The sequence below is a fragment of the Pseudomonas sp. S2_A10 genome (assembly GCF_054668465.1).
The window spans coordinates 3,466,785-3,490,128 of the sequence record NZ_CP162773.1; the positions used below are offsets into that span (position 1 = coordinate 3,466,785).

Annotated in this window: 25 protein-coding genes; 13 read left to right on the forward strand and 12 right to left on the reverse strand. The window is 59.9% G+C overall.

All coding sequences use genetic code 11. The features are described 5' to 3' along the window. Positions 1 to 75 precede the first annotated feature (75 nt). The 3 genes from AB4N41_RS15615 to AB4N41_RS15625 all read right to left on the reverse strand — a co-directional run bounded on the left by AB4N41_RS15615 (position 76) and on the right by AB4N41_RS15625 (position 1,833). Complete coding sequence (locus tag AB4N41_RS15615) at positions 76 to 546, reverse strand: RNA methyltransferase (protein WP_007911337.1); 471 nt, start codon at positions 544 to 546, stop codon at positions 76 to 78. Between the two features lie 127 nt (positions 547 to 673). Next, a complete protein-coding gene (locus AB4N41_RS15620; RefSeq protein ID WP_460060184.1) occupies positions 674 to 1,099 on the reverse strand; it encodes a YajD family HNH nuclease in 426 nt (141 codons plus the stop codon). Between the two features lie 47 nt (positions 1,100 to 1,146). Further along, positions 1,147 to 1,833, reverse strand: coding sequence for a spermidine synthase (locus AB4N41_RS15625; RefSeq protein WP_252877655.1), 687 nt, complete (start codon positions 1,831 to 1,833; stop codon positions 1,147 to 1,149). An 80-nt stretch (positions 1,834 to 1,913) separates the two neighbouring features. Between AB4N41_RS15625 and AB4N41_RS15630 the strand changes: the two genes are divergently transcribed. Beyond that, positions 1,914 to 2,198, forward strand: coding sequence for a hypothetical protein (locus AB4N41_RS15630; RefSeq protein WP_016771228.1), 285 nt, complete (start codon positions 1,914 to 1,916; stop codon positions 2,196 to 2,198). Here AB4N41_RS15630 and AB4N41_RS15635 read toward each other — a convergent pair. Then, positions 2,195 to 2,668 (reverse strand): cyclic nucleotide-binding domain-containing protein, encoded by a 474-nt coding sequence (locus tag AB4N41_RS15635; protein WP_016771227.1) that lies wholly within the window; start codon positions 2,666 to 2,668, stop codon positions 2,195 to 2,197. The two genes, AB4N41_RS15630 and AB4N41_RS15635, sit on opposite strands and share 4 nt — an antisense overlap. A 235-nt stretch (positions 2,669 to 2,903) precedes the next feature. Next, entirely contained in the window at positions 2,904 to 4,958 is a 2,055-nt protein-coding gene (locus AB4N41_RS15640) for a S9 family peptidase (protein WP_252877656.1), read from the reverse strand. Positions 4,959 to 5,194: 236 nt separating this feature from the next. Here AB4N41_RS15640 and AB4N41_RS15645 point away from each other — a divergent pair, with 236 nt between their 5' ends. Genes AB4N41_RS15645 through AB4N41_RS15655 form a run of 3 tightly spaced genes read left to right on the forward strand, consistent with a single transcriptional unit; the run spans position 5,195 to position 7,039 of the window. Next, complete coding sequence (locus AB4N41_RS15645) at positions 5,195 to 5,692, forward strand: hypothetical protein (protein ID WP_056783588.1); 498 nt, start codon at positions 5,195 to 5,197, stop codon at positions 5,690 to 5,692. Between the two features lie 15 nt (positions 5,693 to 5,707). Then, positions 5,708 to 6,484, forward strand: a complete 777-nt coding sequence (locus tag AB4N41_RS15650) for a class II glutamine amidotransferase (RefSeq protein WP_041478844.1) — start codon at positions 5,708 to 5,710, stop codon at positions 6,482 to 6,484. Between the two features lie 12 nt (positions 6,485 to 6,496). Continuing rightward, positions 6,497 to 7,039 (forward strand): DUF2937 family protein, encoded by a 543-nt coding sequence (locus AB4N41_RS15655; protein ID WP_016771223.1) that lies wholly within the window; start codon positions 6,497 to 6,499, stop codon positions 7,037 to 7,039. A gap of 228 nt (positions 7,040 to 7,267) precedes the next feature. On the opposite strand, the gene AB4N41_RS15660 is transcribed toward AB4N41_RS15655, so the two are convergent. Continuing rightward, positions 7,268 to 8,182 (reverse strand): LysR family transcriptional regulator, encoded by a 915-nt coding sequence (locus AB4N41_RS15660; RefSeq protein ID WP_095180652.1) that lies wholly within the window; start codon positions 8,180 to 8,182, stop codon positions 7,268 to 7,270. Between the two features lie 159 nt (positions 8,183 to 8,341). Between AB4N41_RS15660 and AB4N41_RS15665 the strand changes: the two genes are divergently transcribed. From AB4N41_RS15665 to AB4N41_RS15680, 4 genes are all read left to right on the forward strand, one after another. Continuing rightward, positions 8,342 to 9,628 (forward strand): MFS transporter, encoded by a 1,287-nt coding sequence (locus AB4N41_RS15665; RefSeq protein WP_016771221.1) that lies wholly within the window; start codon positions 8,342 to 8,344, stop codon positions 9,626 to 9,628. A gap of 62 nt (positions 9,629 to 9,690) precedes the next feature. Further along, positions 9,691 to 10,443 (forward strand): 5-oxoprolinase subunit PxpA, encoded by a 753-nt coding sequence (locus AB4N41_RS15670; RefSeq protein ID WP_252877657.1) that lies wholly within the window; start codon positions 9,691 to 9,693, stop codon positions 10,441 to 10,443. Next, positions 10,440 to 11,144 (forward strand): 5-oxoprolinase subunit B family protein, encoded by a 705-nt coding sequence (locus tag AB4N41_RS15675; RefSeq protein ID WP_252877658.1) that lies wholly within the window; start codon positions 10,440 to 10,442, stop codon positions 11,142 to 11,144. Before AB4N41_RS15670 ends, AB4N41_RS15675 begins: the two co-directional genes overlap by 4 nt. Next, on the forward strand, positions 11,141 to 12,064 hold the full coding sequence (locus tag AB4N41_RS15680) for a 5-oxoprolinase subunit C family protein (RefSeq protein WP_252877659.1): 924 nt from the start codon (positions 11,141 to 11,143) through the stop codon (positions 12,062 to 12,064). Before AB4N41_RS15675 ends, AB4N41_RS15680 begins: the two co-directional genes overlap by 4 nt. A gap of 88 nt (positions 12,065 to 12,152) precedes the next feature. Here the strand turns inward: AB4N41_RS15680 and AB4N41_RS15685 are convergent, their stop codons facing one another. Then, complete coding sequence (locus AB4N41_RS15685) at positions 12,153 to 13,331, reverse strand: vWA domain-containing protein (protein ID WP_252877660.1); 1,179 nt, start codon at positions 13,329 to 13,331, stop codon at positions 12,153 to 12,155. A 12-nt stretch (positions 13,332 to 13,343) separates the two neighbouring features. After that, positions 13,344 to 14,189 (reverse strand): AAA family ATPase, encoded by an 846-nt coding sequence (locus AB4N41_RS15690; RefSeq protein WP_007911294.1) that lies wholly within the window; start codon positions 14,187 to 14,189, stop codon positions 13,344 to 13,346. A gap of 225 nt (positions 14,190 to 14,414) precedes the next feature. Here AB4N41_RS15690 and AB4N41_RS15695 point away from each other — a divergent pair, with 225 nt between their 5' ends. After that, entirely contained in the window at positions 14,415 to 14,912 is a 498-nt protein-coding gene (locus AB4N41_RS15695) for a helix-turn-helix domain-containing protein (protein WP_095180658.1), read from the forward strand. On the opposite strand, the gene AB4N41_RS15700 is transcribed toward AB4N41_RS15695, so the two are convergent. After that, the gene (locus AB4N41_RS15700; RefSeq protein ID WP_056783605.1) at positions 14,909 to 15,985 is read right to left on the reverse strand and encodes a DUF748 domain-containing protein; all 1,077 of its coding nucleotides are present in this window, start codon (positions 15,983 to 15,985) and stop codon (positions 14,909 to 14,911) included. The genes AB4N41_RS15695 and AB4N41_RS15700 overlap by 4 nt on opposite strands. A 141-nt stretch (positions 15,986 to 16,126) precedes the next feature. On the opposite strand from AB4N41_RS15700, the gene cysK reads away from it, so the two are divergent. Further along, positions 16,127 to 17,101: a cysteine synthase A gene (gene cysK, locus AB4N41_RS15705; protein WP_095180659.1), complete on the forward strand. Its 975-nt coding sequence runs from the start codon at positions 16,127 to 16,129 to the stop codon at positions 17,099 to 17,101. 184 nt (positions 17,102 to 17,285) lie between these two features. Next, a complete protein-coding gene (locus AB4N41_RS15710) occupies positions 17,286 to 18,224 on the forward strand; it encodes an aspartyl/asparaginyl beta-hydroxylase domain-containing protein (RefSeq protein WP_252877661.1) in 939 nt (312 codons plus the stop codon). 46 nt (positions 18,225 to 18,270) lie between these two features. Here the strand turns inward: AB4N41_RS15710 and AB4N41_RS15715 are convergent, their stop codons facing one another. Both AB4N41_RS15715 and AB4N41_RS15720 read right to left on the reverse strand, forming a co-directional pair. Continuing rightward, positions 18,271 to 18,447: a hypothetical protein gene (locus tag AB4N41_RS15715; protein WP_252877662.1), complete on the reverse strand. Its 177-nt coding sequence runs from the start codon at positions 18,445 to 18,447 to the stop codon at positions 18,271 to 18,273. Positions 18,448 to 18,490: 43 nt separating this feature from the next. Then, the gene (locus tag AB4N41_RS15720; protein WP_056783608.1) at positions 18,491 to 19,027 is read right to left on the reverse strand and encodes a hypothetical protein; all 537 of its coding nucleotides are present in this window, start codon (positions 19,025 to 19,027) and stop codon (positions 18,491 to 18,493) included. A 446-nt stretch (positions 19,028 to 19,473) separates the two neighbouring features. Here AB4N41_RS15720 and AB4N41_RS15725 point away from each other — a divergent pair, with 446 nt between their 5' ends. Next, a complete protein-coding gene (locus AB4N41_RS15725; RefSeq protein WP_252877663.1) occupies positions 19,474 to 20,337 on the forward strand; it encodes a DMT family transporter in 864 nt (287 codons plus the stop codon). A gap of 113 nt (positions 20,338 to 20,450) precedes the next feature. On the opposite strand, the gene AB4N41_RS15730 is transcribed toward AB4N41_RS15725, so the two are convergent. Further along, complete coding sequence (locus tag AB4N41_RS15730) at positions 20,451 to 21,359, reverse strand: DMT family transporter (protein WP_236167958.1); 909 nt, start codon at positions 21,357 to 21,359, stop codon at positions 20,451 to 20,453. Positions 21,360 to 21,573: 214 nt separating this feature from the next. Between AB4N41_RS15730 and aceK the strand changes: the two genes are divergently transcribed. Further along, a complete protein-coding gene (gene aceK, locus AB4N41_RS15735; protein ID WP_056783617.1) occupies positions 21,574 to 23,295 on the forward strand; it encodes a bifunctional isocitrate dehydrogenase kinase/phosphatase in 1,722 nt (573 codons plus the stop codon). Positions 23,296 to 23,344 lie beyond the last annotated feature (49 nt).

Consider the following 23,344-nt stretch of genomic DNA (forward strand, 5'->3'; position numbering starts at 1 on the left):
TCTCCAGGCAGGGTGCGATTGATAGATAAGCTGACTGCCATGGCGGTCAGCTTGTTCCATCGAATGTGCGACGCTTCAGCGGAATTTCGGCCCGGAGCGCGTGTTCAGGCCCTTGGCCATGCGGTCGTAGAGCACGACGTTGACCGTGGCGGCGAGATTCATGCAGCCGGTGGTGGGGATGTACACGACGTCTTCGCACCAGTCGCGAATCTCTTTATCCAGCGAGCCGTCTTCCGGGCCGAAGATGTAGAGGGCGCGGTCGGGGTGGGTGTATTCCGGCAGCGGCCGTGCGCCTTCGACCAGCTCTACCGCGACGGGCACGCAGTTGAGCGGAAGGATTTTTTTCAGGTCGTCGATGCCGATCAACGGGATGTCGTAGTGCACGCGCTTGGTGTCGGTGACGAAGTCGGCGGCGCGTTCATAACGCTTGCCGGTGTAGAACACCGACGCCACGCCGTAACAGCCTGCGGCGCGCATCACCGAGCCGACGTTCTCCGGTGATTTGGGGTTATACAAACCAATGCAGCTGTACCGTTTGTCTGCCACGAGCGGGGTGCCTTCGGGAAAAAGAGGGCGATTATACGGGGATTGGGGGAGGGCGGGCAGATTCGAGATTTGTGGTGCCTGGCCGGCCGCCTTCGCGAGCAGGCTCGCTCCCACAGGGGAACGCATTTCAACTGTGGGAGCGAGCCTGCTCGCGAAAGGGCCAGCTCAGGCGATGAAGATCTTCAATCTTCTTTTTCATCAGGCCAGCCAGGGCCGCAAACGGGTTATGCGTGGCCTTGGCGATCTTCGGGGTGCTCAGCGAGCCGTCGCCGAAATACTGCTGATCGGTGTAACGCGAGTGCTCGTTGTCGTGGCAATACAGGCACAACAGCTCCCAGTTCGAGCCGTCCTGCGGGTTGTTGTCGTGGTTGTGGTCGCGGTGATGCACAGTCAGTTCGCTCAGGCGCTTGCCGGAAAACTCACGGGCGCAGCGGCCGCAGACGTGTGGGTACATCTTCAGGGCTTTGTCGCGGTAGCCCATTTCCTTGTCGCGCTGGTTGTCGGCGAGGATGCGGTCCAGCTTCGACGTGTTGGTGGGGGTGGACGAACTCATGGGTTCACCTTTGCAGAAAGACTGATGACGGTTATGCGCAGTTTAGCTCAGCCCTTGAGCTTCTCGGCAATCCAGATCGTGTGACGGGTGCCCTTGTTGCCGTGGGCGAAGACCTGGACTTCTTCGGCCTTGAAACCGGCCTTCTTCAATTTGTCGGAAAACTGTCGGTCGGCGCTGGCCGACCATACCGCGAGCACACCTTTGGGGCGCAGCGCCTTGGCGCAGGCATTCAGACCTGCGGCGGAATACAGCCAGCTGTTGGCCTTTTGAGTCAGGCCTTCGGGGCCGTTGTCGACGTCAAGCATGATCGCATCGAAACCGTTCGGCTCGCTTTGCAGCACGTTGGCCACATCTTCCTGACGGATCACCGTGCGCGGGTCGAGCAATGGCCTACCGGATTTCTCCCCGAGCGGGCCGTGATTCCACTCGACCACGCCGGGCACCAGCTCAGCGACCACCACTTCGGCGGACTTGCCCAGATGCTTGAGTGCCGAGGCGAGGGTGAAACCCATACCCAGGCCACCGATCAACACCCGCGAATTCGACCGGCCGGCGACCTTGCGGCAGGGAATTTCTGCCAGTGCGTCCTCGGAACCGTGCATGCGCGTGTTCATCAACTGTCCGCCGTCGCCGCCCTGGATCTTGATGACGAAATCCTCGCCATACTCGAACAGGCACAGGGCACCGCCGTTTTCAGGGATCGGGGTGGTGTCGAGCAGAACGAAACGTTTCATGGAAATCTCTAAAGGGGGGAAGGCAAGCAGGCGCGTTGGGAGTAGCCTGAGCACAGACTAAAGGCCAAACGGAGCCCTTGATGAAGCGCACCATTCTAACGGTCATTACCCTGGCCGCGCTCGCGATTACTGCAGTGCAGGCCCAGCAGAGCGTTCCGGTCAGCCCGACGCCGCAGCCCGGCTCGCCCGGCACCGCGACGCCGACGCCGTATCCGCAGATCACCCCGATCACCCTGCCCAAGTCGGGCGCCGGCAGCGGCAGCCCACCGCTGGTACCGATCGAAATGCCCAGCCCGCCGAGCAAGGATCAACCGGTGCCGGGCATCGAGCCGAACGGCAACAAGGTCAAATCCCCCGGCGGTTAAACCTGTTGCGCGGCGAGTTGGCCGTCGGCCATGCGCAGGCGTTTGGACAGCGAGACGGCGAGGGCGCGGATGATCTTTGCGGCGATTTTTGGTGCGTCGTTGAGCATTTTTTCCAGCGAGTCCTTGCCCAGGTTGAGCAACTGACAGTTGCTCGCCGCGATACACGTGGCCGAGCGGCGCTCGCCATCAAGCACGGCCATTTCACCGAAGGCCCGGCCGCTGCGCAGGGTGGCCATGGTGATGACCTGGCCGTCAGCGCCGGTTTTCTGCACGGCGACCTGGCCGGTGTGGATGATGCACATGAAACTGCCGGCATCACCCTCGCGAAAAATCGCCTCGCCTTCAGCCACGGTGCTAATGCTGAAATAGCCGGAGGCGGCCGCGAAGTCGGCCAGCTGCAATTGATCGAACAGGCCACAGTCCATCAGCCAGTCGCGGATCTCGTTGTTCAGAAAGGTCGGTTCAGACATGTCGATGCGGTCTTTTTGTTATCACATTTCAAGGCTATACACGGATCCCGTAGGAATGGGCTTTTGTGGCGAGGGGATTTATCCCCGCTCGGCTGCGCAGCAGTCGCAAATCCTGCCAACTCGGTGCTTCAGGAATACTGAGTTTGCAGGTTTTGGGGCCGCTTCGCAGCCCAACGGGGATAAATCCCCTCGCCACAAGGGTCTGCTGTAAGACCCAAGCCACCCACAGAGTTCCTCAGGCAATCTGCAAAACCTTGAACACAAATGCATATTCGAGCGCTACGTCACGTAATCCCTGATAGCGCCCGCTCATACCGCCATGCCCGGCGCCCAGTTCGGTCTTGAGCAGCAGCACATTGTCGTCGGTCTTGGTTGCGCGCAATTTTGCTACCCACTTGGCCGCTTCCCAGTACTGCACGCGGCTGTCGTTGTAGCCGGCGATCACCAGCAGTGGCGGATAAGCCTGCGCGGTGACGTTTTCGTACGGTGCGTAAGCCTTGATCCGATCATAGACGTCCGGTTCTTGCGGGTTGCCCCATTCGTCGTATTCGGTGACGGTCAGCGGCAGATCGGGGTCGAGCATGGTGTTGAGCACGTCGACGAACGGCACTTCGGCAATCGCCACGCCGAACAGGTCCGGGCGCTGGTTGAGCACCGCGCCGATCAGCAGGCCACCGGCGCTGCCGCCGCTGATCGCCAGTTTTTCCGCCGTGGTGATGCCGTTGAGGATCAGAAACTCAGCGCAAGCGATGAAGTCGCTGAAGGTGTTGTGTTTGTGTTCCTGCTTGCCGGCGCGATACCAGGCTTCGCCCAGCTCGCCGCCGCCGCGTACGTGGGCAATGGCGAAGGCCATGCCGCGATCGAGCAGACTCAGGCGGGCGTGAGAAAACCACGGATCGAGGCTGGAGCCGTAAGCGCCATAACCATACAGATACAGCGGCACCGGTTTACCGACCATTTCGCGCTTCATCACCAGACTGATCGGCACCTGCGTGCCGTCCGGGGCGGTGGCCCACAGGCGTTGGCTGACATAGGCGTCGGCATCAAATTGGCCGAGTACCGGGGTTTCCTTGAGCACCGTTTGCTCGCCGCTGGCAAGAATCAACTGGCGCACCTGGGCCGGGCGATTCAATGCTTCGTAGCGCAAGCGAATGCGGTCGCTCTCGAATTCCAAGCTGTTTTGCACGTGGAGGCTGTAGGCCGCATCGGGCAATTGCACGCGATACGGCGCCGAGCCCTGCGGGTGAACCTCGATGATCGGCAGGCCACCTTCGCGCAGACTCAAAGTCATCGCCTCGGTGTTGAGGCTGACACCGTCGAGCATCACTTCTTCGTTGTGCGGGATCAGGTTCTGCCAGTCGGCCTCGCTCGGCGGCACGCCAGTGTCCGGGGCCTGATACAGGGCGAAGTTGATGCCGTCGCGGTTGGTACGGATAAACCATGTCCAGACGCCATCGAGCAGGCCGTGGTCGACGTCGTATTCGTGATCTTCGACCCGTGGCGCCAGGCAGCTGAACGGCAGGTGCGGTTGGTTGGCGTCCAGCGCCCAGACTTCACTGGTGGTCTTGCTGCCCAGCGACAGCAGCAATTGCTGTTCGGAGCTGGCGCGGTAGCAATGCAGGAAGAAACGCCCGTCCGGCTCGTGAAAAACCTCTTCGGCGGCAGTGCCATCAAGGCGATAGCGGAACAGTTTGTGCGGGCGATGGGTGTCGTCGAGCACACCGAAAAACAGGGTCAGGCTGTCGTTGGCCCAGGTCATGCTGCCGTCGCAGTCCTCGAATTCCAGTTCGCTGACCTTGTCGTTGGACAGCTCCTTGACGAACAGCGTGTAGATCTCGTCGCCCGAGGTATCGACGCTGTAGGCCAGGCGCTGGTGATCGGGGCTGATGCTGAAAGCACCGAGCGAGAAGAAACCGCCGTTGGCCAGCGCATTCGGGTCGAGCAATAGTTGCTCGCGGCTTTCATCGAGGGTCAGGCTGTCGTCCGCCGGGCGCGGGCAGCGGTAGTGCCGGGCATATTCGTCACCGGCGGTGGTGCGCGTGTAATAAAGGTAGGGGCCCCAGGGCGAGGGCAGGGACAGATCAGTCTCGAGAATCCGCCCCTTGATTTCGTTGAACAGGCTTTCGCGCAGCTCGGCCTGATCGGCGATTTGCGCTTCCTGATAAGCGTTTTCAGCCTTGAGGTAGTCGAGCACCGCGTCGGTATCGCGTTCCTGCAGCCAGGCATACGGGTCGGCGCCGGGCGCCCGCTGGGCAATCGGGGCAGTCATGACATTGGCGGATTGGGGCATGGAAGGCTCTCGGACAATATTCGGAATTGGGTTGTTCGCAGGTCTTGAAAGCGCCGCAGCCCGTGTGGGAGCGAGCCTGCTCGCGAAAGCGGTGTGTCAGGCAACGCTGTTGCAACTGACAGTCCGTATTCGCGAGCAGGCTCGCTCCCACAGGGGCGGCTGCTGGCCGTCTGGTATTGGGACAAGCCGCATGGGCGAAAAGTCGTTACTATAAGCGCCTATTTGCCTGCCTTGCCATGGACACCATGACCGAGAACGACTATCTGATCGCCTGGGGCCTTTACGCCTTTGCCGCCGTGGGCTGCCTGCTGGTATGGATGCGCCTGACCACCTGGATGTGGCGTTGGCTGCGCGAGCCGCTGCGTGTGCTGATGGCGGTGTTGCTGTTCAGCCCGACCATCGTCGATCCGGTGAAAGCCAAAGTTGCACCGGCCATCGCCATCACCGCCCTGGACATGCTGTTCAAGGTCGGCAACAACGCCTGGCGCGCGGTTTCCGATCTGTTCATGTACGGCATGATCGCCTTCGGGGTGTATCTGGTTTTCGTCTTGATCCGCCTGCCGATCGAGCGTGCCTCGGTAGCACGGCGTGAACGCGCCGAGGCAGCCAAGGCCGCCGCCCGTGCCGAAGAGCGCGACGATGATCAACCGTTCGGTGGCGCCGGTGACGACCGCTACGGTCGCCCGCCAGTACCGAACAATCCGCAGCGCATGCGGGTCGAGCCGCGTCTGTAACCCGAGAGTCCGCACATGTGTGAATTACTGGGCATGAGTGCCAACGTGCCGACCGACATCGTGTTCAGCTTCACCGGCCTGATGCAGCGTGGCGGACGCACCGGCCCGCACCGCGACGGCTGGGGCATTGCCTTCTACGAAGGGCGGGGCCTGCGTCTGTTTCAGGACCCGGCAGCGAGCAGCGAGTCGGAAGTTGCGAACCTGGTGCAGCGTTATCCGATCAAGAGCGAAGTGGTCATCGGCCATATTCGCCAGGCCAACGTCGGCAAGGTCTGCCTGTCCAACACCCACCCGTTCGTCCGCGAACTGTGGGGGCGCAACTGGTGTTTCGCGCACAACGGCCAGCTCGCTGACTTCACTGCGATCAAGAGTTTCTACCGACCGGTCGGCGATACCGACAGCGAAGCGGCGTTCTGCGATTTGCTCAACCGGGTACGCGCAGCCTTCCCCGAGCCGGTCGATATCGAAGTGCTGCTGCCGGATCTGGTCGCAGCGTGCGCCGAATATCGCAGCAAAGGCGTGTTCAATTGCCTGCTCAGCGACGGTGACTGGCTGTTCTGTTATTGCTCGACCAAACTCGCCCAGATCACCCGCCGCGCCCCGTTCGGCCCGGCGCGGCTCAAGGATGTCGATGTGATCGTCGACTTCCAGGCCGAAACCACGCCCAACGACGTGGTCACGGTGATTGCCACCGAGCCTTTGACCGAAAACGAAACCTGGACCCGTTACGAACCGGGCCAATGGAGCCTGTGGCGACGCGGCGAATGCGTCAGCCAGGGCAAGACCGAATAAGGATTTGCATCCATGTTGCTCAGTTATCTACGGCTGGTGTTGTTTGCGGCGGGCCTGTTGATCGGTGTCCAGGTGCCGGGGTTCATCAACGATTACGCCCAGCGTGTCGAAGCGCACCTGATCGAAGCGCAGACCGGTCTGCGTGGTTTCCAGGGCACGGCGGATCAGTTTTTCAAAGGCGATATGCAGGCGCTGGTCGCACATTACCGTGCCAGCGAAGACCCGATTTTTCGCAGCGATGCCGACAGCCTGAACACCTTGCTCACCCGCCAGGTCGCGCTGGACAAGCAATTCCAGGCGATGCAAGGCCCGTGGTATGTGCGCTTCCTGCAAGTGGTGCTGGCCGCCGATCCGGATATTCGCAAGGAAACCTGGAACGGCTACAGCTACCAGATCCTGCTGACGCCAGAGGCGATGATCTGGGGCATGAGCGGCGCGTTGCTGCTGTCGTTCGGCATCGAATGCCTGTTCCGCCTGATCGACTGGGTGGTGCTCGGCGGCCGCCGCCTGCGCCAGAGCCGACCGATCGAAGATCGCGATGTGCGCGGTTTGTAAGACTTGCACAATCCCCTCTGGCAAGAGAGGCCTTATGGCATGGGGGGAGTGGGTTCTGTGGCGAATGAGTTCCGTGGCGAGTGGGTTCTGTGATGAATGAGTTCTGTGGCGAGGGGATTTATCCCCGTTGGGCTGCGCAGCAGCCCCAAAACCTGCACTGAAAGACCGCGTTGGCCGCAATCACGACTGCTGCGCAGCCGAGCGGGGATAAATCCCCTCGCCACGTAATCATTCAGTAAGGGTGATGTAGTCCTTGCCGACCTTGTGCGCATACCCCGCCAGGACCTGCTGACACAACGTCACGATCTCCTCGACCCACTCAACCCCGACCCGCCACGACACCACCACCGGCAGATTCGCCGGCCGCTGCTCGATGTCGAGCAAGATCAATTCGCCCCGTGCCAGCTCCTCGGTCACCAGCACCGGCGGCAGCGCGCCGATACCGAAGCCGTCGCGCAACAACCGGGTGATCGCCGACACCGAGTTCACGCAATTCAAGCGTGGCGCCATGACGCCGCTGGCCTGCATCAGCGCGACGATATCCTGATGCGGTCGTGAGTTTTTCGAATAGGTGATGATCCGCTCCTGCGCCAGTTCGGCGAGGTCGGCGTAGTCGCGGTTGTAGATCGAATTGCTGGCGACGATCCAGCCCAGCGGATGGCTTGCCAGCTCGAGGCTGCGCACGCTTTCGTGACGGACCAGATCGGTTTGCAGAACCAGATCAAGGAAGCCTTTTTGCAGTTGATCGCAGAGGTTCAGCGCGGTATCCGCGACCAATTCGATTTCCACGCGTGGGTACAGATCGGTCATCTGCGCCACCAGCGGGCTCAGCCAGGTATGGATCACTGTGTCCATCACGCCGATACGCACCCGGCCGACCTTGCTCGAACGGGTCTCGATCGACTGCTTCAGCGCCGCCATGGTGTCGAGCATCTGCTCGGCATAGTCGAGCACTTTCAGGCCTTCCGGGGTCAGGCTGACGCCGCGTGAGTCGCGCAAAAACAGCTTTACGCCCAGCTCGCCTTCGAGCACCGCAATGCGGCTGGAAATCGATGCCTGGGTGGTGAACAGCTTGTCAGCGGTCAGGCGAAAACTCTTCAGGCGCGCGACCCAGACAAAGGTCTCGAGAAACTTCAGATTCATGGACAAGGCTCGAGTGACAAATTTTTCTTATGCCTAAGGCGGGTTTTTATTCGTTGGACGGCGCAGGGCAGGGCGACGAAAAATCGACGCATCCGGTTCCCACGATAGGCGTCGTCGGAGCTTCGAACAAGACCAATAAAAGCCCTGCGGAGATTTGCCATGAGTGCTCCCGATACCCTCCCTTTATCCAAGCCTGCGGCTCGCCCCGGACCTTTCGACTGGTACCGCAACATCAACCAGCAGGAGCGTCGCACGTTCTGGAGCTGCAAGATCGGCTACGGTCTGGACGGTATGGACACACAGATGCTCAGCTTCGTCGTGCCGACGCTGATCGCGATGTGGGGCATCACTACGGGCGAAGCGGGACTGATTCACACCAGCACCCTGATCGCCTCGGCGATCGGCGGTTGGGTCGCCGGGATCCTCTCCGACCGCATCGGCCGCGTGCGCACCCTGCAACTGACGGTGCTGTGGTTCGCCTTCTTCACCTTCCTCTGCGGCTTCGCGCAAAACTACGAACAATTGTTGATCGCCCGCACCCTGATGGGCTTCGGTTTCGGCGGTGAATGGACCGCTGGCGCAGTGTTGATCGGTGAAGTGATCCGCGCCAAGGATCGCGGCAAAGCGGTGGGCATGGTGCAATCCGGCTGGGCGCTGGGTTGGGGCCTGACGGCGATTCTGTACGCGCTGCTGTTTTCGGTGTTGCCAGCGGAAGATGCCTGGCGCGCGCTGTTCATCCTTGGCATCGTGCCGGCGATATTCGTGATTTTTGTCCGTCGCCTGGTGAAAGATCCGGAGATATATCGCGAAGCCAAAGCCGCGCAAACTCCGGAAAACCCGGCGAAGTTCTACGAGATCTTCGCACCGGGAATGCTCTTCACCACATTTCGCGCTTCGTTGCTGACCACCGGTGCGCTGGGCGGCTACTACGCGATTACCTCCTGGCTGCCGACTTTCCTCAAGAACGAGCGCGGTTTGAGCGTGCTTGGCACCGGTGGTTATCTGGCGATGGTGATCGTCGGTTCCTATGTCGGTTATGTGATCAGCGCGTATCTGACCGACCTGCTGGGGCGGAAAAAGAACTTCATTTTGTTTGCCGTCGGCTCGTTCACCATCGTTCTGCTCTACACGCAGATGCCGGTCAGCAATGGCGTGATGCTCTGGCTGGGCTTTCCGCTGGGCTTCTTCGCCTCGGGGATTTTCAGCGGCATGGGCGCGTTTCTCACCGAATTGTTCCCTACGCGGATACGCGGCTCGGGCCAGGGTTTCTGCTACAACATCGGCCGCGCGCTGGCGGCGTTGTTCCCGCTGTTGATCGGCCTGCTCAGCCAGAAAGTGCCATTGAGCATGGGCATCGGCGCCTTCGCGGCGGTCTCCTATGGCGTGGTGATTCTGGCGGCGCTGAGCCTGCCGGAAACCCGTGGCAAGCAACTCGACGCGCAGTAACTGATACCCTGCGCAGAAGTCTCCTACAGATAAAAAGACCAGCAGCTACAGGAGTGTTCACCGTGAGCCGCCTGCTATTGAATTGCGACATTGGCGAGAGCTTCGGCAGCTGGACCATGGGTCTGGACGCCGAAGTCATGCCCTTCATCGATTGCGCCAACGTTGCCTGTGGTTTCCATGCCGGCGACCCGAGCATCATGCGCAAAACCGTGGCGCTGGCGCTCGAACACGGCGTGCAGATTGGCGCGCACCCGGCCTATCAGGATCTGGTCGGATTCGGCCGACGTTCCATGGCCTATTCCGCGCAAGAGCTGCAAGACATCCTGCATTACCAGATCGGTGCCCTCGACGGCATCTGCAAGGCGCAGGGCGGACGCGTGAGCTACGCCAAACCCCACGGCGCGATGTACAACGACATGATGGCCAACCCGGCGCAATTGCGTGCGGTGGTGCAGGCCGTGGCCGCTTATGATCGCAATCTGCCGCTGATGTTGATGGCGACCCGAGACAACGCTGCGGCGCAGCAAATTGGCGATGAATACGGCGTAACGCTGTGGTTTGAAGCGTTCGCCGACCGTGCCTACGACAGCGCCGGCCGGCTGGTCTCCCGGCAATTGCCGGGCGCCGTGCATCACGATGCCGAAAAAATCATCGAGCAAGCGCTGACCATCGCCGATGGCGGCGCGCTCACCGCCAGCGATGGCAGCACCTTGATCCTGCGCGCCAATACATTGTGTGTACACGGCGACAACGCCAGTTCCGTGGCTGCGGTGCAGCGCATTCGCCAAGCCTTGCAGCAGTCGAGTGCGTCATGAACCCACGGATTGAAGTGGTGGCGCTCGACTGCCTGATGCTGCGTCTGTTCGATGACATCGCCGAAGCCAACATGCCGTGGCTGCTCGCCGCCAGCGAGCGTTTGCGCACGGTGTTTGGCGCCCGGCTGATCGATCTGGTGCCGTCCTATACGACGTTGATGGTGCATTACGACCTGACGCTGTTGAGTCCTGCTCAGGCGCGTGACTTGATCGCCGAAGCGCTGGTCGATCTGTCGCCGAATGCGCGCCGTGCCGGGCAGTGCCACGTCTTGCCGGTCTGGTACGACTTGAGTGTCGGCCCGGAACTGAGCCTGCTGGCTGAACGCAGCGGTCTCGCGGTGGAGGAGGTGATTCGTCGCCACAGCGCACGGGAATATCAGGTGTTCGCGTTGGGCTTTGCGCCGGGTTTTGCCTTCATGGGCCTGGTCGAAGAAATGCTCGCCGCGCCGCGCTTGAACACACCGCGCAAGAAAGTCGCCGCTGGCAGCGTCGGTATCGCCGAGCGGCAGACCGCTGCCTATCCGGTGGTCTCGCCCGGTGGCTGGAACCTGATCGGGCGCACCCCGGCGCAACTGTTTGATCGCCATCGCGACGGCTACAGCCTGATGCAACCGGGCGACACGGTGCGCTTCGATGCCGTCGATCACGCCGAATTCATACGCTTGGGCGGCGATGACACACCACTGGAGGCGTTGGCATGAGTCGATTGACGATCGAAGCCAGCACACCGCTGTGCCTGTTGCAGGATGCCGGGCGGTTTGGCGTGCGGCATCTGGGCGTGACTCAAGGCGGCGCGGCGGATTGGTGTTCGATGAGCTGGGCCAATTGGCTGCTCGGCAATGAGCTGGATGCAGCAGTGGTTGAAATCACCCTCGGCGGGTTTGCTGTTGTGGCTGAAGAGGATTGCCTGCTGGCGCTGGCGGGAGCGGATCTCGGCGCGCAGATCGACGGCCAGCCGCTGGCGCCGTGGCGCAGTTTCAAATTGGCGAAAGGCCAGACATTGCGATTTACCCAGCCGTTGCTTGGCGCTAGAGCTTATCTGGCGGCCCCCGGTGGGTTTACTGCGCCTAAGGTGCTGGGCAGCAGTGCCACGGTGGTGCGCGAAGAATTGGGCGGGCTTGATGGCATGGGCCTTCCGCTCGCCAAAGGGGCGGTGCTCGGTTACAGCGGCGAAGCGTTGGCAGTACGGGAAATGCCTTCGGCGCTGCGGCCGGATTTCAAAACGCACGCGCCTTTGGACTTGGTGCTCGGCGCACAGATCGGCCAGTTCAGCGGGCAGAGCCTGTTCGATGTGTTCAACAGCGCCTGGACCATCGACAGTCGCGCCGACCGCATGGGCATCCGCCTGCTCGGCTCGGCGTTGCAATATCAGGGCGCGCCGATGATCTCCGAGGGGATTCCGTTGGGCGCGGTGCAGGTGCCGCCCGATGGCCAACCGATCGTGTTGCTCAACGATCGCCAGACCATTGGCGGATACCCGCGCCTGGGCGCGTTGACGCCGCTGGCGCTGGCACGATTGGCGCAATGTCTGCCGGGAGTGAAGGTGAGATTGCGGCCGGTGGTGCAGGACGTCGCGCACCGCGAGCATGTCGAGTATTTGCAGCGCTTTAAAGATCGCTAAAAGCTTCGCGAGCAGGCTCGCTCCCACAGGTAAAAGCATTCCAATGTGGGAGCGAGCCTGCTCGCGAAGGCGTTCGTCGAGTTAACGATTATTTGGAAAGAAACCGCATCCCTTCTTCAAGTCCGCGCAGCGTCAGCGGATACATCTGATCCTCGACCAGATCGCGGACGATGTTGGTCGACGAGGTATAGCCCCAGGTATCTTTCGGATACGGGTTGATCCAGATGAGCTTCTTGTATTTCTCCATGAAGCGCTGCATCCACACGTAACCCGGCTCTTCGTTCCAGTGCTCGACGCTGCCACCGGCCTGGGTGATTTCGTAAGGCGCCATGGCGGCGTCACCGATGAAGATCACTTTGTAGTCGGCGCCGTATTTATGCAGCAGATCCTGGGTCGAGGTGCGTTCGGAAGTGCGGCGCATGTTGTTCTTCCACACTGATTCATAAATGAAGTTGTGGAAGTAGAAATACTCAAGATGCTTGAACTCGGTCTTGCAGGCCGAGAACAATTCCTCGCAGATCTTCACGTGCGCATCCATCGAACCGCCGATGTCGAACAACAGCAGCAGCTTCACCGTGTTGCGCCGTTCGGGGCGCATCTGGATGTTCAGCAGGCCGGCATCCTTGGCGGTGTGGTCGATGGTGCCGTCGATGTCGAGTTCTTCCGCCGCACCCTGACGGGCGAACTTGCGCAGACGACGCAGGGCGACCTTGATGTTGCGCGTGCCCAGTTCCACCGAATCGTCGAGGTTCTTGTACTCGCGCTGATCCCAGACCTTGACCGCTTTGCCCTGACGCTTGCCGGCATCGCCAACGCGGATGCCTTCCGGGTTGAAACCGCCGGAACCGAACGGGCTGGTGCCGCCGGTGCCGATCCATTTGTTGCCGCCGGCGTGACGTTCCTTCTGTTCTTCCAGACGCTTCTTGAATTCCTCGATGAGCTTGTCCAGCCCGCCAAGGGACTGGATCTGCGCGCGTTCTTCGTCGCTCAGCGAACGCTCGAATTCCTTGCGCAGCCAGTCTTCGGGAATCAGCGCCTGCAAGTGATCGTCGAGTTTCTCCAGGCCATTGAAGTAGGCACCGAACGCGCGGTCGAACTTGTCGAAATGGCGCTCGTCCTTCACCAGAATCGCCCGCGACAAATAATAGAACTCGTCCATGTCGGCGAAGGTCACGCGCTGTTTCAGCGCGTTGATCAGGTCGAGCAGCTCGCGTACCGACACCGGTACCTTGGCTGCACGCATTTCGTTGAACAGGTTGAGCAACATGGCAGCAGCCTCTTAGCGGGTGCCGCGCCGGCTCATGAACGCCAGGCGCTCAAGCAGTTGCACGTCCTGTTCGTTCTTCACCAGTGCGCCTGCCAACGGCGGAATGGCTTTGGTCGGATCGCGCTCGCGCAGCACCGCTTCGCCGATGTTGTCGGCCATCAGCAGTTTCAGCCAGTCGACCAGCTCGGACGTCGAAGGCTTTTTCTTCAGGCCCGGTACCTTGCGCACGTCGAAGAACACGTCGAGCGCTTCGCTGACCAGGTCCTTTTTGATGTCCGGGTAGTGCACGTCGACGATTTTCTGCAGGGTAGTGCGGTCGGGGAAAGCGATGTAGTGGAAGAAGCAGCGGCGCAGGAAGGCGTCCGGCAGCTCTTTCTCGTTGTTGGAAGTAATGATGATGATCGGGCGCTTCTTCGCCTTGATGGTTTCGTCGATCTCGTAAACGTAGAACTCCATCTTGTCGAGTTCTTGCAGCAGGTCGTTGGGGAACTCGATGTCGGCCTTGTCGATCTCGTCGATCAGCAGAATGACCCGCTCTTCGGACTCGAAAGCCTCCCAGAGCTTGCCCTTCTTCAGGTAATTGCGCACGTCATGGACTTTTTCATTGCCCAGCTGCGAGTCGCGCAAACGGCTGACCGCGTCGTACTCGTACAGACCCTGATGGGCCTTGGTGGTGGACTTGATGTGCCAGGTGATCAGCTTGGCCCCGAACGACTCGGCCAGTTGCTCGGCGAGCATGGTCTTGCCGGTGCCCGGCTCACCCTTGACCAGCAGCGGCCGTTCCAGGGTGATGGCGGCGTTGACCGCCAGCTTCAGGTCATCGGTGGCGACGTAGGCCTGGGTGCCTTCGAACTTCATCTGCAAATCCTCGAACGGTAACGCTGACCTTGCGGGCAGGGCGGGGCGAATAATCGGATGCCCGACTATAACGCGCACGCCGGTCGACTGTGAACGCAGACGGCTTATTCAGTCTCTGAATGGAGCGTCACATGTTGACTCAGTCTCGGCGGATGGCCAGTATTCCGGTATCGCCGATTTGGCGATAGCCTTTCTTACTCGGTTAGTAAAAAGGGCAGAAAATCGATGTTACCCATGAAACGGCCGCGTCTGCGATCTGCGCACGTCCTGTCGGATTTCAGGTTGGCGCTGACATTTATCAATGGTCAGGAACTGACAGTTGATTTGGGGATGGATATTCATACTTATCCAGGTCTGCGGCCACTGCTTGATCGCGAAGTCTTTGCGACTGCCGTAGTCGGGGACGAGGGGTGGATCGTTGAATGGGTTGATCCCGACGTACAGATCGGTGCAGACACCTTGTATATGGATGCGCTAGCGCAAAATGCCCAGGATGAGAACACGCGCATTTTTATCGATTGGCGCGCCCGTACCGGACTTTCTCTCAATGATGCGGCCGAAGCGCTCGGTGTGAGCGCTCGCAGCATCAGCCGTTACAGCAATGGGCGTGAAGCAGTGCCACGTTCTTTGGCGTTGGCCTGTCTGGGCTGGGATTCGCTGCAACAGCGTTCATCGATAGCGGCCGAAGACACAGGTCGATATGTCGTCAACCGCAAAAATTAACCCTCATCCGGCTTCGGCCGCTCATATCGCGCATTGAATGCCTGGATGAAGCCATTGCGCAAAATCTGCAAAAACGCTTCGAAGGCGTTGACGTTCTGCTGGTGAACATTGCCGCTGAGTTCGACGCGAGTGGCGAACTGGTTTTTGTTCTGGTTTTTCAGCACGGTCTCGGTGCCGCCGACCAGCGCTTCCCAGATTGAGCGGAACAGGCCTTTGTTCTTGTTCTCGACGTCCTGCTGCCAGTTGAAAACGTCGACGTCGCGCAGCAGGGGTTTGATGTAGCCGGTGAGTCGGGCTTTCTCCGCTTTCGCTTCGATAACCACGTCGCCGTGGCCGGCGTTGAAGTCGAACTTGCCGTAGGCGGCGGCGAAGTCGTTCATGCGTTTGAGCTCGATGTCGCGAGCGCGCAGACGGAATTCAAAGTCTTCGAAGTTGCTCAGCGGATCGAAGGTGGCGGTGGTTTCCAATGGCGCGTGGCCCAGCAGCAAGGCCTTGCCTTCAAAGCGGGCGTCGCGTTTGCCTTCCTTGTCGACCACATTGGTCAGGTTGTAGATGCTGGCGTTGACGTTGCTGGCATTCATGTTCACCGGCGGCTTGGAATTGAAGTTGCGGAAGGTGATACGGCCGTCGTTGATCTGCACTTCATCGAGGGTGATCGGCAGCAGCTTGCCCAATTGTTCACGCCAGTCGGTGCCCTGACCGGTTTGCGAGTTCTGCTTGTTGGGGCCACCGTCGACGAAGTTGATTTCGGGATTGAGGAATTGCACCTGCGCGACCACGGCATGGTCGTACCAGAGCGAATGCCAGCTCACCGACAGGTCGATCAACGGCGCATCGACGAACGGCACCGGGACCTTGCCGTCGACCTTGACGATTTTCAGGCCGTTGATTTTGTACGCACCACGCCACAGCGCGAGGTCGACATCGGTGATCTGTCCACGGTAATCGCCCATGTCCGCGAGCTTGTCATTGAGGTAGTCGCGTACCAGATAGGGCAGGGCGAAATGCAGGGCGACCAGCAGCACCACGACACCCGCCAGGGTCCAGAGCGGCCAGCTGTAACGACGTTTCATGCCATTGTTCCTTCAAGAGTGTGGCTTGACGATTCAATGCGATTGACTCCGCGCGTTTGCAGACGTTCGACCCGACTGGACTGTGATCGGCAACGGGCTTACCTTGGAAGGCTGAATTCAACGCTGCATAAGGACCCAGCCATGAGCCGTATTTACGCTGACAACGCCCACTCCATCGGTAATACGCCGCTGGTCCAGATCAACCGCATCGCGCCGCGCGGGGTTACGATTCTGGCCAAGATCGAGGGGCGCAATCCCGGTTACTCGGTCAAATGCCGAATCGGCGCCAACATGATCTGGGACGCCGAAGGCAGCGGCAGACTCAAGCCGGGCATGACCATTGTCGAGCCGACTTCCGGTAACACCGGTATCGGTCTGGCCTTCGTTGCCGCTGCGCGTGGCTACAAGTTGATGCTGACCATGCCGGCATCGATGAGCATCGAGCGCCGCAAGGTTCTTAAAGCCTTGGGCGCGGAACTGGTGTTGACCGAGCCGGCCAAGGGCATGAAGGGCGCCATCGAGAAAGCCGCGGAAATCGTCGCCAGCGATACCGATAAATATTTCATGCCGGCGCAATTCGATAACCCGGCCAACCCGGCGATTCATGAAAAGACCACCGGCCCGGAAATCTGGAACGACACCGACGGCGCCGTGGATGTGCTGGTGGCTGGCGTCGGCACCGGCGGAACCATTACCGGTGTCTCGCGGTATATCAAGAACACCGCCGGTAAACCGATTCTGTCGGTGGCCGTCGAGCCGGCGTCTTCGCCCGTCATCACCCAGGCTCTGGCCGGTGCCGAAATCAAGCCGAGCCCGCACAAGATTCAAGGCATCGGTGCCGGTTTTGTGCCGAAGAATCTTGATCTGTCGATGGTCGATCGTGTCGAACAGGTGACCGATGAAGAATCCAAGGCCATGGCTTTGCGCCTGATGCAGGAAGAAGGGATTTTGTGCGGCATCTCCTGCGGTGCTGCCATGGCGGTGGCGGTGCGTCTGGCGGAGAAACCAGAGATGCAGGGTAAAACCATCGTCGTGGTGCTGCCGGATTCGGGCGAGCGTTATCTGTCGAGCATGCTGTTCAGTGACCTGTTCACCGAGCAGGAGAACCAGCAGTAAGCCTGTTGATTCAGGTCAGCCGAGGTTCAGGTGCTGCATGTTAATAAAGGCTTTGTTGCGTAATGCTTAACACTGAATCTTGCGTCAGGCGGGTTTTTCCCGGAGCCGGTAGTGTTTATCATGGCCGGCTGCCATGCCGGGTAAAGGGCATTGCGCAGCGTTGTCTTTATTCAAGGAGTTGTTGATGACCGTTTCGTTTGCCGCCAAGGCGTTTGTGCTGTTGCTGTTTCTGGGCAGCACGCTCTATGTGCATTTGCGCGGCAAGGCGCGTTTGCCGGTATTGCGCCAGTTCGTCAACCACTCCGCGCTGTTCGCGCCCTACAACGCTTTGATGTACCTGTTTTCCGCAGTGCCATCCAGACCGTATCTGGATCGCAGCAAGTTTCCGGAACTGGATGTTCTGCGCGACAACTGGGAAACCATCCGCGACGAAGCCATGCACCTGTTCGACGAAGGCTACATTCGCGCTGCCGAAAAGAATAACGATGCCGGTTTCGGTTCGTTTTTCAAGAAAGGCTGGAAGCGTTTCTATCTGAAGTGGTACGACAAACCGTTGCCATCGGCCGAAGCCCTGTGCCCGAAAACCGTGGCGCTGGTCAGCGCCATTCCCAACGTCAAGGGCGCGATGTTTGCGCTGCTGCCGGGCGGCAGTCACCTCAACCCGCACCGCGATCCGTTCGCCGGCTCGCTGCGCTATCACCTCGGTTTGTCGACGCCCAACTCCGATGATTGCCGGATCTTCGTCGACGGTCAGGTCTATGCCTGGCGCGACGGCGATGACGTGATGTTCGACGAGACCTACGTGCACTGGGTCAAGAATGAAACCGCTCAGACTCGAGTGATTCTGTTCTGTGACATCGAACGCCCGCTGAGCAACCGCCTGATGACCCGGATCAACCGCTTCATCAGCGGCTGGCTCGGCCGCGCCACCGCGCCGCAGAATCTTGATGACGAACGCGTTGGCGGCATCAACCAGGCTTATGCCTGGAGCAAGAACTTCAGCGACCGTTTCAGCGGCGTGGTCAAGCAGTGGAAGCGCCGCCATCCCAAGGCCTACAGAGTAATGCGCCCGGTGCTGGCGGTGCTGGTGCTAACGTTGATAGGGTATTGGTTGTTTGGTTGAGGCTGGATCAGACAATAGAAAACCGCTCTTTGGGAGCGGCTTTTCATTAGCGGAAGGAAAAGGACGACCCGGCTAATACGCCGCTTGGCTCTTCAACGGCTGGATTGGCCAGTGCATTCCTGATGCGATGCATCTCGGTTTCAGATAATTCAACAGATCGCTGCTTTTTCTCCATCTTTCTGGATTTGAAGTTTGATGCTTTCTTTTCAACGACAGCTTTCATGGGATCTCCCACGTTGATCACTAAATGAGCAGGTGCTCAGATACTAGACTTGGTCAATACGCTTCACAAGACGGCCCTCAGAGTCGAATTCGAAACCCAGTTGACGGTATAGAGGTATAGCTCCCGAAAGAGGCTCCTGAATTTCGATTTGCTGGCTGCCGATGATACGTGCGAAATGAGTGACGGCAGTCAGGGCGAAGGTCGCTATGCGGCCCTTGAGCGGGTGTTCGTTTGGGTGCCCCTCAAGACGCACAATCTTGACTCTCAGTCGGCTTTGGTTCGGATTGGCGAAGCAAAGTCCGCACAGTTCACGATCAAACCAGATTGCCAGATCGAAGCTCATTGGTTCTTTGGCTTTCCATCGGACAATTTCCTCCCAGCAGAAATGCGGATCGAGCCATTGCTCATAAGCTTTCATGGCGGACGCATCAATAGCCTCGAAGCGAACCTTGGAATAATCAACGTCAACAATTGCGCGCGCCTCGAGTTCGCTGTGTAGCTTCGCAAATGTAACTGCCGCCCGCTTCCTCGCCTCCGACCGATAAACCTGATACCGCAAATACGTCCGTTTCCTTGGCATATGATCTCTTGCATTCCATGTCTCCTGACAATCCGTTGCCACGCCAATAACCCTAACCACCCGGCACCAGACTGTCGCTACCGGCCCTTCGCCCAAGTCATTGCAATCTGTGTCCCGGGCTGGTTATAGTCAGCCCGGTTGAGCGCCATGCTCACGCCTTCATTTCCTCAATAAAGATCAGCATCCATGCCTGCATCCCTCATCAACGCGGTAGTCGATTCAGCGGTCAACGCTGGCGTCGTGCCGTGCGGGAATCGGCAGCCTGTGCAGATCAGTCATTACCCTCCACCTGTCAGTAGCACGCCGGTGTGCGCAGTCGTTTCGCCGCCGGGCGTTGGTGTTCGGGGCTGATCGGCAGTTTCTGCTGACCCCCGCGCCCGCCAGAAAAACCTACTGAATTTCAGCTTCGGCTGAGTTGGCTTCTTGCCTGACTACAGGTGGTATTCATGTTTGTCCTTTCGAAACAATCCGCGCTCGCGGCGACGTCCACGAGCCTGTTCGTTCTGCTGTGGAGCAGCGGGGCGATTTTCTCCAAATGGGGCCTGGCCCATGCTTCGCCCTTTGCCTTTCTGCTGATTCGCTTCGCCATCGCCCTGTGCGGGCTGGTGGTGCTGGCGCCGCTGCTCAAACTCAAGTTGCCCAAGGGTGGCAAACCGATGCTGTTTGCGATCGCCACCGGCGTGGTGCTGTTGGGCGCCTATCAGATCTTTTATCTGCTGGCGCTGGACTGCAAAGTCACGCCGGGGGTGATGGCCACTCTGATGGGCGTTCAGCCGATTCTCACCGTGGTGCTGATGGAGCGCCAGCGTTCGGCGAGCCGCCTGTTCGGCCTGACGCTGGGGCTGACAGGGCTGATCATGGTGGTTTATCAGGGCATAGGTCTGGCCGGAATGTCCTGGGCTGGCATGTTGTTCGGTTTGCTGGCGCTGGCGAGCATGACGCTCGGCTCGATCATGCAAAAACGCATCACCGACAATCCGCTCGGTACGCTGCCAGTGCAGTACCTGGCCGGCCTGTTGCTGTGCGCGGTGTTCGTACCGTTCCAGCCGTTTCACTTCGAGCACAGCGCAGGCTTTATTGTCCCGGTGTTATGGATGGGCCTGGTGGTGTCGGTGCTGGCGACGCTGTTGCTGTATCGACTGATCGCGCGGGGCAATCTGGTGAATGTCACCAGCCTGTTCTATCTGGTGCCGGCGGTGACGGCAGTGATGGATTACCTGATTTTCGGCAATCGGCTGGCGGCGTTGAGTGTGCTGGGGATGCTGCTGATCATTGTTGGATTGGTATTTGTGTTCCGTAAAACCGGATAGCCGATAGGCAGGTGGCGCTTGTTGCGCCGCCTTTCGCGAGCAGGCTCGCTCCCACATTGGAATGTATTTTTCTGTGGGAGCGAGCCTGCTCGCGAATATCTGCGGCAGAAAATCTAACGGACTGACACTTTTGCAGGCCTCACCACCGCCGGCTTCAACACCAGCCACAACGCCGCCGCAATCAGCACCCCGCCATAAATGTGCGCCATCGACAACGGCTCATCCAGCAACAACGCCCCCCACAACACGCCGAACGGCGGGATCATGAAGGTCACGGTCATCGATTTCACCGGGCCGATCGAGCTGAGCAGGCGGAAATAGATGATGTAGGCAAACGCCGTGCAACCCAGGCCCAGGCCGAGCAGCGACAGCCAGACCTGCCAGCCGCCCCAGCTGACCGGCGGCGCAGTGATCACGCTGTAGGCGAACAGCGGCAGCAAAAACAACGTCGCCCCGAGCATGCTGCCCAATGCCGACAAACGGCTGTCCAGCCCACCGGCCTGATCCAGCCAGCGCCGCGCGAGGAAACCGGCAAAGCCATAACAAGTGGTCGCCAGCAGGCACGCGACCGCGCCCATCAGCAGTTGCAGGTCGAAGGCCACGGGACCGGCGCGTGTCAGCACGCCGACGCCGAACAGGCCGAGGAACACACCGCCCAGCTTGGCAATCGTCAGTTTCTCGCTGAAGAACAAACCGCCAATCAACACGCCCATCAGCGGCGTCGTGGCGTTGAAGATCGCCGAATAGCCGGCCGGCAATACCTGAGCGGCAACCGAGTACAGCGTCGCCGGAATCCCCGAGTTGATCACGCCCAGTAGCATCACGGTTTTCAGCTTGCCCTTGAAATCCCAGCTGATGCGCATCAGCCCAAGGATCACCAGCAGCCCGGCAGCCGCGATCGACACGCGAAAGAACCCGGTCGGGATCGTGCCGATCACCGGGGCAATGATGCGCATGAACAGAAAACTCGCGCCCCAGATAGCGGCCAGCGACAACATGCGGAAAATATCGACAGGGCTCACGGCGGGCTCCTTGCTTGATCGGGACGAGAGTGTTGCCGAGCGTCCGGATCATGGCAACCGCTATTCGGGCTTTTAATTCTGCCTTGGGATTAACCTGCGCGAGAAACCCCGTCAACGGTCAGCGCCGTATCGGTTTTGGCAGAAATTGCGCTTTTCCTGCGAGCGCTTCCGTGACTAAGCTCAGACCAACCGAATTCCCGCCGAGGTTTCATTTATGTCGCAGCAATGGCCAGCCACCGAGATCGCCCGGATGATCCTCGCCGGCTTCGACGATTACCGCGAGCATTTCCGCCGCATCACCGATGGCGCGCGCGAGCGCTTCGAACAGGCGCGCTGGCAGGAGGCGCAGGCCGCGTCGGCGGCGCGGATCAGTCTGTATGAGGAAAAGGTCGGCGAAACCGTCGCTCGCCTGCGCGAGTATTTCGACGAAGAGACCCTGATGAACGTCAGCTGCTGGCCGCTGGTGAAAAGCGCCTATATCAGTGTCATCGACCTGCGCTTCGACGATGAGCTGTCCGAAACCTGGTACAACTCGATTTTCTGCGGGCTGTTCAGCCACGACCTGATCAGCGACGGCTGCATGTTCATCCACACCACGCGCCCAAGCCTGCGCCGTGCCCGCGCCGCGCAAACCCGTACGTACAAGCCGCAGGGCCAGTTGTCCGGGATGCTCGCCAGCATCTTCGCCGATTACCGCTTCAGCGAGGATTACGCTGATTTGCCCGGCGACTTGCTGCGGCTCGAAGCGCAATTGCGCGAGAACCTGCCGGACTGGGTGTGCAAGGACCCGGAACTGAGTGTCGAGCTGTTTTCCTCGGTGCTCTACCGCAACAAGGGCGCGTATCTGGTCGGACGCATCTACACCCGCGACGAGCAATGGCCGCTGGTGATTCCGCTGTTGCACCGCGAAGGCCGGGGCATTCAGATCGATGCATTGATCACCGACGAAGCCGATGTGTCGATCATCTTTTCTTTTACCCGTTCGTATTTCATGGTCGATGTCCCGGTGCCGGCGGAGTTCATCGGATTTCTGCGGCGCATCCTGCCGGGCAAGCACATCGCCGAGCTGTACACCTCGATCGGCTTCTACAAGCACGGCAAGTCGGAGTTTTACCGCGCGCTGATCAATCACCTGGCCAACACTGACGACCAGTTCATCATGGCCCCGGGCGTGCGCGGCATGGTCATGAGCGTGTTCACTTTGCCGGGTTTCAACACCGTGTTCAAAATCATCAAGGACCGTTTCTCACCGTCGAAGAACGTCGACCGCGCCACGGTGATCGAAAAATATCGACTGGTGAAAAGCGTCGATCGGGTTGGGCGTATGGCCGATACCCAGGAGTTTGCTGATTTTCGCTTTCCGCTGAGCAAGTTCGATCCGGCGTGCCTCGAAGAACTGCTTGAGGTGGCGCCGTCGACGGTTTCGGTCGAAGGCGAAACCGTGCTGATCCGCCACTGCTGGACCGAACGCCGGATGACCCCGCTCAACCTGTATCTGGAAAATGCCAACGACGCCCAGGTACGTGAAGCGCTTGAGGATTACGGCCTGGCGATCAAGCAGCTGGCGGCGGCGAATATTTTTCCCGGGGATATGCTGCTGAAGAACTTCGGCGTCACTCGACACGGCCGGGTGGTGTTCTACGACTACGACGAAATCTGCTTCCTGACCGAAGCCAACTTCCGCCACATCCCGGCACCGCGCACGCCGGAGGATGAAATGGCCTCTGAGCCGTGGTACTCGATCGGCCCGCTGGACGTGTTTCCCGAAGAGTTTCCACCGTTCCTGTTTGCCGATGCCGGACAGCGCAAGCTGTTCGATCAGTTGCATGGCGAGTTGTACAACGCCGATTACTGGAAGGGCTTGCAGGAGGCGATTCGGGCGGGGAAGGTGATAGACGTCTTCCCATATCGGCGCAAGGGCCTCGACAACGAGTAGCTCTTTTAAAAGCCCCTCACCCCAAGCCCTCTCCCAGAGGGAGAGGGAG